At 38.8% G+C, this 2,599-nt stretch carries 2 protein-coding genes; both read right to left on the bottom strand.

Features of this window, described 5'->3' with window-relative positions; all coding sequences use genetic code 11:
* Positions 1-198 precede the first annotated feature (198 nt).
* On the bottom strand, positions 199-1,560 hold the full coding sequence (locus BWI92_RS26285; protein ID WP_095168598.1) for a hypothetical protein: 1,362 nt from the start codon (positions 1,558-1,560) through the stop codon (positions 199-201).
* Positions 1,557-2,165 (bottom strand): hypothetical protein, encoded by a 609-nt coding sequence (locus BWI92_RS26280; protein ID WP_141234943.1) that lies wholly within the window; start codon positions 2,163-2,165, stop codon positions 1,557-1,559. Before BWI92_RS26280 ends, BWI92_RS26285 begins: the two co-directional genes overlap by 4 nt.
* Positions 2,166-2,599 lie beyond the last annotated feature (434 nt).

Below are 2,599 nucleotides of genomic sequence, written 5' to 3'. Positions count from 1 at the left end.
TTAGGGCTTAGGCTAGGCTTAGGAGATAGTCTTGATTCGCATATTAAGTTCATTTGTTCTTTTATTTTTTGACAGAATGACTCGACTTAAGACGCAATCATTGCGTCTCTACTATTAGAATATAAATTTTAAAATAATCACCCATTCACTCAATCCCAATTCACTCAATTAGAAATGTAATTGTACAAAATCATCCCTCTATTCCACTTTCAAATAGAAATCTTTTCTTCCTGTCTGTGCTGGATAGCAGGACTTCCAATCTTTTTCTGTGATTTGACCTGTAATCCAACGATTATTAATTTTTACACGCCATTGACAGCTTTGAGCTTCGGTGTTGTAGGGACGACAGGCAAAAATAGCGATTTTCCCCTCTTTGGTATAGGCTATTCTTAATGGTAATGCTTGTGGATTGGCTTTAAAGTCTGTTCCTTTATGTTGTTGCCAAGTACGCCCCCCATCATAGGATATTTCTGATTCCCATAGCATAAACTGTAAATTTGGTCGTAAATCAAGCATAGAATAACTTCCTGTAGATGTCTTGATTTTGGTACCTAGGTAGGTTAAAGCACCCAATATACCATTATAAGGGTCTTGATTTAGTCCAGGTTTGGCACGGTCCCAGATGTTCCATATATCAGTACCTGAAAAAAACACCATCATTCCCTCCATAAAAGCCAAATGTCTCGGAAGATAAGCCCCAAAGCCTTGTGGGTCATACTGTGCGTGATCGTTATACCAAAATCCACCTGAGGTATTATTGTAAGGAGGGTTACGGTCTGCAATAATTTTAGCTTGTGAGCAATATTTTCGACCGTCCAAGTGTGCCCTATAAGCACCTGTTTCGGTAATATGGATAATTTTTGCCAAAGCGTGTTCTACATCGGCATTGCTACCAAAATGATTTATATTTCTTAATGCTCTTCCCTCCTTTGTTTTTAGAGTCATCCCTTGCTCATAGCCATCTTCAGCCAAACATGAAACCTCTTCAGCTTCCACTATTCTGCGGTTATCGGTAAGTCTCCAACCCTTAATTAAGCCATTGTCACCTGCTTCTGTCCAAATTGGGTTTTGAGCTATGGACGAATATTCGTTTTTGTTTTTGGGATAACGTCCAGCCTGGTAGTTACCTACTCCAGGAAAGGTATTGGAATACATCGCTAATACATATCCAGTGATGGCATCCCCCATTCCTTTTAAAAAGGCCATATATTTATTTTTCGACTTATTGTCGGGTCCATTAGAGATATTCATCTCAGTATCCATCGTTTGGAACATCACTTGAGCTTTTCCTCCAACGGCATCTCCTCTACCAAACGAACCATGATAATCTAGCCCAGCTTCATAGAGTTTTTGTTCTGGTTGAGTAAGAAAGTACTGTTCACCTTCGGCAGAGTTTCCTTTAGGTGGATAGGCAAAAAAACCACGTCGCGTAGGCTCAATCGTTGAGATAAAATCTTCATACGAAATCTCTTTACCTGTTCCGTCTTTACACGGGGCTTCATACTGAATATTGGGGTAACGTTCGTTACAAGGGCGATATTCTGGATGAACCAAACTCACATATATTCCTCTGGTACGATGGTCGATTCCTTTTTTTGAAAAACATCAATTGGTTTATCAAAAATTACGGCAAAAGCAGGGGTTGGCATACCTCCCATTAAAGAGTCAGGGGATAATGCTATGGGTGTTGCAGGAAACTTTTCGGGAGAATAGGTATCTGTTTGTGTTTCGACAGGAACATTATCGAAGAAATTAGGATAACTGTCATAAGCGATTTGTGATTGCTGGGATAAGCTTTTTGTCTCCTCGATAGGGCGAAATTGAAATGGTATCTCACTTTTCCCACTACAATTAACCCCACTGAGTCTGGCAATATAGTTTCCTTCGGAAAGTGAGCCAAGATAAGCTCCTACTGCAGAGGTTGTTGGTTTTACTATGCCAGTCACTAGTACCTTCCCGTCTTTCAATACTTCCCACTTAACTTGATACGCTTCGCAAGCGCCGAAGAAGATATTGATAAAATTGGAATTAGGAACCTGCTGTATTTTTAACACTTTAAAGAAAGGCTTTCCATCGCAGGCACAGGGTTTAATAGGTTCGTTCTGCTCAAGCTTACTTTCACGGTTGGCACATGCCAGAGTAGCTAGAGCAATAAGGAAAATCAATTGTTTCATTGAGAAAAAATTAGGTACTTATGAGTGCTGAATTATGAGTTGTGAATCAGAACTATACGAAGGATTCCAACCTATTGCTGATTTGGGATTTCTGATTTCGGAAATAAAGTAAAAGACTTTTATTTTAAAAAAATATAGCAATTTACTCTTCCGAAATCTAACATCCGATATCCAAAATTCGAAATTATTGAAAATCCTTCGTCCACTTTCGTCAACATAACGATCTACTTTGCCGACTCCAAGGATAATTCAATATTTTATATATGAGTTTTACTGCGCCAATTGGTCAGTAAGATTCTGACCAAGGATGCATATTATAGGCACAATCCAATAACTGAAGCTGTTTAAACTTTCGTAAACTTGCTTGCGTCAGCATGAATTTATACTGTTTGAGCGAAGCGAGTTTATAAATTCTTGAATTTTTG

This window comes from Flectobacillus sp. BAB-3569 (genome assembly GCF_002270355.1).
Classification (GTDB): Bacteria; Bacteroidota; Bacteroidia; order Cytophagales; family Spirosomataceae; genus Flectobacillus; species Flectobacillus roseus.
This window is presented reverse-complemented; position numbering and strand designations above follow the sequence as displayed.